The organism is Wolbachia endosymbiont of Nasonia giraulti (genome assembly GCF_048054155.1).
Taxonomy (GTDB): Bacteria; Pseudomonadota; Alphaproteobacteria; order Rickettsiales; family Anaplasmataceae; genus Wolbachia; species Wolbachia pipientis_C.
Window position 1 is genome coordinate 1 of sequence record NZ_JAFEVH010000052.1, and the last position, 6,683, is coordinate 6,683.

The 6,683-nt window shown below is 35.6% G+C and carries 5 protein-coding genes and 1 pseudogene; 3 read left to right on the top strand and 3 right to left on the bottom strand.

Features of this window, described 5'->3' with window-relative positions; genetic code table 11:
- Positions 1-806: pseudogene (locus JR312_RS05450) on the bottom strand (IS5 family transposase); the annotation flags it as partial.
- Positions 807-1,163: 357 nt separating this feature from the next.
- Here JR312_RS05450 and JR312_RS05455 point away from each other — a divergent pair.
- From JR312_RS05455 to JR312_RS05465, 3 genes are read left to right on the top strand one after another with little or no spacing between them, the layout of a single operon-like run.
- Complete coding sequence (locus JR312_RS05455; protein WP_416647918.1) at positions 1,164-2,273, top strand: outer membrane protein assembly factor BamB family protein; 1,110 nt, start codon at positions 1,164-1,166, stop codon at positions 2,271-2,273.
- Positions 2,266-3,636, top strand: a complete 1,371-nt coding sequence (lpdA, locus tag JR312_RS05460; RefSeq protein WP_151808033.1) for a dihydrolipoyl dehydrogenase — start codon at positions 2,266-2,268, stop codon at positions 3,634-3,636. The genes JR312_RS05455 and lpdA overlap by 8 nt, the downstream gene beginning before the upstream one ends.
- Before the next feature lie 2 nt (positions 3,637-3,638).
- Positions 3,639-4,568, top strand: a complete 930-nt coding sequence (locus tag JR312_RS05465) for a tyrosine recombinase XerC (RefSeq protein ID WP_264374007.1) — start codon at positions 3,639-3,641, stop codon at positions 4,566-4,568.
- A 76-nt stretch (positions 4,569-4,644) separates the two neighbouring features.
- Here JR312_RS05465 and JR312_RS05470 read toward each other — a convergent pair whose 3' ends face one another.
- Positions 4,645-6,198, bottom strand: coding sequence for an ankyrin repeat domain-containing protein (locus JR312_RS05470; RefSeq protein WP_416647919.1), 1,554 nt, complete (start codon positions 6,196-6,198; stop codon positions 4,645-4,647).
- Positions 6,199-6,283: 85 nt separating this feature from the next.
- A partial coding sequence (locus JR312_RS05475) for an FAD-dependent oxidoreductase (protein WP_416647920.1) occupies positions 6,284-6,683 on the bottom strand: 400 nt, incomplete at its 5' end.

Genomic DNA, 6,683 nt, shown 5'->3' on the forward strand with positions numbered 1-6,683 from the left:
GTTTGTTTCAGTCGCGAGAAAAAACTTTCTACATAAGATCTTTTTCCGTAGTTTGTTTGCCTTTTCCACCTCTTCATTCCATCTTCGCTGTATGACTTTATTAGTCTAATTGCAGCATTTCTCTCTGCCATACTTTGGATGTTCTGCTGCATTGTTTTTTTGGAGGAATTTTTGTCTTTATGCCGCATTCATCACACAATTTATAGAGTTTATGTCTGTCATATGCTCTGTCTGCATATAGTGCTTTTATGGCATGCTGAAAATTAACTCCTTTAAGTAAATCGCAAGCTCCATAGTGATCAGACCGTTACTGTATTTTGCAGCTATGGCTTTTTTGCTGTTTATATTCAACATTACATGCAATTTTCTTGTCTGTTCATAGCCACGATATTTTCTATCAGCGCTATTTTCCTTGCTGTGTGTTGTTATAAATGCTGATGCTTGTGCTATCTATGGCAATTTCGATATCTTCCATATTATTTTTATCAATTCTGCAATCATTGATCTTAATATTAAGTTTTTTTTGAAGCTTGCGAATAGCTGATAACTGCCAAATCTCTTCCTATTTGTTGCAAATATCCTTTTATAAACCCGACTGTTTGTCTTAAGCCAATTCTAAAAAGATTAACGATTATATGCACTAAAATCACAACTTTATCACTATAAATATAGTTGCCGCCCTGCATTTTTGGACTATTTTCATACCAATTTTCGATAGCTTTATCGATGTAACGAAAAATATTTCCTCTTTTTTCTAGAAATTTGTTATATTCATGGCAGTTACTAACTCTCATTTTTTGTGGCATATTTTTTCTTCAACAGTTAAATAGCTATTTATAATGAATTTTGTCAGTAGCCACCAGATTTTTTCAGTTGCTATGCAACAAAGCTATCCCAGTGTCAAGCACTGGGATGACAGGAAAAGAGGCTATTTGGATGACATCTTTCTTCTTGATATAAATTATTTTATATCTCAATGTTCATACAGCTATGCACGTTGCTGCATAGTGGATGAGGTGTACTACCTCTAAAAATATACATTATCTCACATAATAATATAATATTTCGTTCATAAATCAACGTTTTTAACATGCAGCAAGAACATTTCCGTTGTAATTAAGGTTCTTAAGATGTATATTAATGAATCTTGTTTTCAATAAATAATGAAAGTAATAATTGTCATGATAATGTTATTGTGTAGCAGTTACACAATGGCAAGCGAGAGAATAAGTCTAGTGGATAAAAAACTATCTCAAGGATATGTAGCTCCAGTGCTTACAGAAGATAGCGTTATTTTATCAGACAAGCACGGCGCTTTATATTCCTTTGATATTGATAACTCAAAGGCTATGAATTGGAAATTACACCTCTCACACAGAAAAAAAATTAGTAACATGAGCCTATTGCGTCACAGAGGAAACGTTTTCTTTATAGTGGATAACGTTCTACACACAATAGATGCAAAAACCGGCGAGATTCAGTGGGAAAAAGAATTGAGAGCTCCAGTAAGAGGGAAAGCAGCAGTAATAAACAATAAATTGGTAGTATTGACTATTGATAATTATCTGTACGTGTTTGATATAAAAGATGGCAGCTTCGTTTGGACTTATCAAAACGGCATCAATGAGGTTCGAGGTTTGTATTCCATATCGCCAGCAATTTCTAATGATAAAATAATAGCACCATTTTCAAATGGTGAGTTAATAGCTTTTAATGAAGACGGTAAAAAATTGTGGAGCCAAAAATTGGCTACAAACCTTTTGGATACACAGCTCACAGATGTAACTACTACACCGAGAGTGCTTGGCGATACTTTAATAGCTACAAATAATTCTTATATTTATGGTATTGACGTAAAATCAGGAAATATTTTATGGTCAAAGTCACTGCAAGTAAAAAGTGTATCAGACATTGAATCATATTACAGTCCTCTTATTCCTGCAGAGAAACAAAAAGAAGGCGGCAGAATTTTTATAGTTACTAAAGACGATAAAATAATTGGCCTGGATATAAAAAATGGAGAAACAGTCTGGGCATCTGATTTAATAGAAAATACGCAACTATTTGCTCCAATTATGCATGCCCATACACTGTGGGTGACAAGCAATAAAAGTTCAATGTTTGCTTTTCCGGGATCTGAAAGTGCAGGAAAGGTAGTCAAAGTACCTGGTAATGTGTTTCACACTCCAGTGTTTACTCGCAATAAGATATATGTAACAACTGAGGGAAAAGGTGTTTATTCTTTAGAAAATAGGTTTGTTTTTTATGACTGATTATGATTTAATTGTTATAGGTGGTGGCCCAGGAGGCTATAAGTGTGCTATCGCTGCTGCAAAACTTGGATTGAAAGTTGCCTGCATAGATAAAAATAGCATTTTTGGTGGTACATGCTTGCGAGTTGGATGCATACCTTCCAAAGCACTACTTCATTCTTCCTATCAGTATGCTCACACGAAAAATGATCTGTCGAAGCTTGGCATAAAAATTAAGGATGCAAGTTTCGATTTAAAAGAAATGCTAGGCTATAAGGACGCCAGAGTTCAGGAACTTGGAAAAGGTATAGAATATCTGTTTAACCTTCACAAAATCACTAAAATCAATGGGCTTGCTTCTTTTGACCAAGGTAATCTTGAAGTTTCAGTTGAAGGTAAGGTGCTGAAGACAAAAAATATAGTAATTGCAACCGGTTCTGACGTTATTTCTTTGCCAGGAATTAATATCGATGAGAAAGACATTATTTCTTCCACCGGTGCACTATCTTTAACTGAAGTACCAAAAAAACTTGTCGTAATCGGAGCCGGGGCAATAGGGCTTGAAATGTCTTCTGTATGGAGAAGGCTAGGGTCTGAAGTCACTGTAGTAGAATTTTTTGACAGAATCGCTGCAGCAATGGATGGAGAATTAAGTAAGTCTCTACTTTCTAGTCTACAAAAACAAGGAATAAAATTTTTACTTAGCACTAAAGTCGAGGAGATAAAACAAAGTAGCAATTCTTTGAGTGTGAAAGTTTGCTCTGTAAAAGATAATCAAACAAACACTATAGAGGCAGATAAGGTGCTGGTTGCAGTAGGTCGCAAACCATGCACTGAGAGTCTTGAAAAAATAGAGAAAGACAGTCGTGGTTTCGTTCAAGTTAACAACAGATATGAAACTAATGTAAAAGGAATATTTGCTATTGGTGATGTGATCGGTGGAGCAATGCTTGCTCATAAGGCAGAAGAAGAAGGAGTGGCAGTTGCAGAGATAATCGCTGGGCAAGTACCTCACGTTGATTATGAAATCATACCATCTGTCATTTACACTCACCCTGCGGTTTCTTCAATCGGTAAAACTGAAGAGGAGTTGAAAAGTGTTGGCCGTAAGTACAAAGTTGGTAAATGTCAATTTGCTGCAAACGGCAGAGCAAAAATCACTGATGATGCTGAAGGATTCGTGAAAGTGCTGACTTGTAGCAGAGCAGATACAATACTAGGTGTGCATATCATAGGAGCATACGCTGACACGCTAATAAACGAAGCAGCGGTTGCAATGGCATATGGCGCAGCAGCAGAGGATATATACAGAATTTGTCACTCTCATCCTGATATAAATGAAGCCTTTCGAGATGCGTGCATCGATGCTTTCTTTAAAAAATAATTGTGGACCTCGGTTCAATCATTGAAAAATGGTATGAGTGGCTGAGGTGCAACAGATCTTATTCACCAAATACTTTAGAGTCATACATGAGGGACTTGAAGGATCTTATAAGTTTCCTAAATACTCACATTGGCGGAGAAGTAAATGTTGGTACTCTGAAAAATTTAAGCATACCTGAGTTAAGAAGTTGGCTTACCTCTCGTTACGCAAGAGGTGTAAACGCAAGATCCAACACTCGAGCACTCTCAGTAATCAGAAATTTCTTCAAGTACATAAAAAATAACCACAATATAGACAATGAAGCTGTATTTTCCTTATCAAGGCCAATTCAGAGAAGAACTTTGCCCAAAGCATTATCAATACCTGATATAAAAACTTTATTGAAAGAAATGAAACTATCCGATCTGGGCGAATCTTGGGTGGTAAAAAGAGAAATTGCGATTATCGTCCTGCTATATAGTACAGGCTTAAGAATCAGCGAAGCGTTGAACCTTAGGGTTAGTGATATTAACAATGAAAGTTTAATAGTAACAGGTAAGGGAGATAAACAAAGGCAGGTATTCATTCTTCCGGTAGTAAAAAAGTGTATACAAGAATATGTAAAAGCCTGTCCTTATCTTGGCACTAATAATGAAACACAATATCTTTTTTTGGGAGTAAGAGGAAAAAAATTGGGAAGAACTTATGTGGCCAATCGTTTGCAAAAAATAAGGAGAATGTTAAATTTACCAGAAATTTTATCTCCACATGCATTTCGCCATAGTTTTGCTACTCATTTGCTTCAGGAAGATATTGACATAAGATCAATACAACAACTGCTTGGTCACTCAAGCCTGGAAACTACTCAAATTTACACTCACCTCAATTATCAAGATGTTTTTAACATGTACAAAAATTTTCAGCAGGGCCTGGAGAAGAAATCAAAACTTTAACTTCGTTCTAAACCACCAAGCTGAGTGCTTTCAACATCACTAAGTATTGTGTTTGCTTTATATAAACTACAACATCCTAATAAAAAAAAGCCAGTGCAACTGCTGTAAAGAAAGCACTTATTATCCCTGGATAATCTTCTATTACTAAACATGCAACAACAGTATATACTCCAAGCAATATAAAACATGCAGAAGCGTAGTTGCTCAGTTTTCTACCAGAAGAAATTGCTTGCGAGGATTTTTCGTTTTTATTACTACGGAGCAGTCTATTTTCTGATGAAAGCCTATCTCTTTCTTCCCTTACTTGTTTCAAATCTCTTTTTAATCGTGAAATTTCGACAGTGTCGCTTGCTCTTCCATACACAATTCTATTAAGTCGAGTTACTTCACTATTTAGATCATTGATTTTTGTTTTTTGAGCCGATTTTTCCTGCCTTAAATCTTCTTCTAACTGTGAAATTTTGTTAATGCCTCTCGTTCTTTCGCGTACGACCCTATCCAGCTCTCGTTCTTTTTCTATGAGTTGAGCTTTCGTTCTTTCAAGTTCACCTTTAAGTTCTTGTATAACTTGCTCAGAACCTACCGGTATATCATTCGTACTTGCCAAAGGTTGTAATGTATTTGCAGGAAATTTTTCATTTAGATAATTTGTAATAGATTCGATTGTATTATTAACACCCCTCAATGCAGCAGTAACAATTGCATGACTCATGAAGCAATTATCTTCTACTAATTTTTTTACATCATCTAAATCTTTTTTATTAATAGTAGCGGTTAATCGCTCTGTAATGGCTTGTTCAATTATTTGCTTCACCCACGAATTTTGCTCTATAGCTTGTATTGGCTTTATTTGACTAAAATCTAGCTCTTTATGTTTTAAAAGTTTTGTCAATACTTCTTTGTTATCTGATGTTATTCCTTGTAAACATGATTGAATAATTAAGCTAAGCGGCGTTTCTATTTCTTCATTTCGGCTTCTTTTCCAGCAATTAGGGTTAAACTCTTGATTTAATGGTCTTTTCGCTTGGTAAATGTTTCTGCTAGAAAGAGCACCTAACAACTCGTTTGCTTTTTGTGCTTTTTTAAATTCTAATTTTATTACGCGCTCAAATCCTCTTGCAATACAATCTTCAGGGCTTTTATATTCATAATTTTTGATATCAGTTTTTATATCTGGGTGCGTGAGCAATATTTTTACCACATCTTTAGCCCCAACTTGACAAGCAATATGTAAAGCTGTGTCTTTGCGCATATTAGATGTTGTTATAAATTCTGATATTTCACTTTGTGTACTAGGATCATATCTCGTCCGTGTTGTAGACACAGATTGCTTACTCTGAGCATTAATATTGATACTTCTGTTTTGTATAAGCAATTTAGCCATTTTCTCTAACGTAGCCTGTCCATCACCGCTGACAGCGCAGACATTGACAATAGACATCAAAGGTGTCATGCCCTCCTTATCAAACGCATTAACATCCGCACCTTCTTTCAGAGCTTGTTTAAAAGCTTCCGGGTTTTCGTTATCAATAGCCTTAAATAACTTTTGTGTTGGTTCATCGAGCTGTCTTGAAGTTGTCTGATTATATCTATAACCATTAGTATTTATCCCATCCCCTCCATAAAGCATATTAAACCTACCTAATAATTTACTAATATAATTATGAAAAAGAAAAGGAAAATTGCAAGCGATTTATTCAAAATCCTAGAATTAACTACGACTCTAAAAACTTTTCTGCATCAAGCGCAGCCATGCATCCTGTTCCTGCTGCAACTACTGCCTGACGATATACCTTATCTTGAACATCACCTGCAGCAAACACTCCTGCCCTACTAGTTAAAGTTGTTCCAGGTTTTGTAATGATGTAACCCTGCTCATCCATTTCAACAAAGCCTTTAAAAATACCCGTATTTGGTGCATGCCCGATTGCAATGAACACTCCATCCACTTTTAATTCTTGGGTTTTATCGATCTCTGCTGATTTAATCGCAATACCAGCAACCCTTTTTGGATTTTCTTCTCCAAGAATCTGCTCTACGGTATGGTTCCACATTACTTTTATTTTATCATTTTTAAAGAGCCTATCTTGCATTACTTTTTCCGCTCTTAATTTA

What these genes read in the sequence shown, in the direction of transcription:
- JR312_RS05455 (WP_416647918.1), top strand. Translation starts at nt 1,164, where the DNA reads ATGAAAGTAATAATTGTCATGATAATGTTATTGTGTAGCAGTTACACA.
- JR312_RS05470 (WP_416647919.1), bottom strand. Translation starts at nt 6,198, where the DNA reads ATGCTTTATGGAGGGGATGGGATAAATACTAATGGTTATAGATATAAT.
- lpdA (WP_151808033.1), top strand. Translation starts at nt 2,266, where the DNA reads ATGACTGATTATGATTTAATTGTTATAGGTGGTGGCCCAGGAGGCTAT.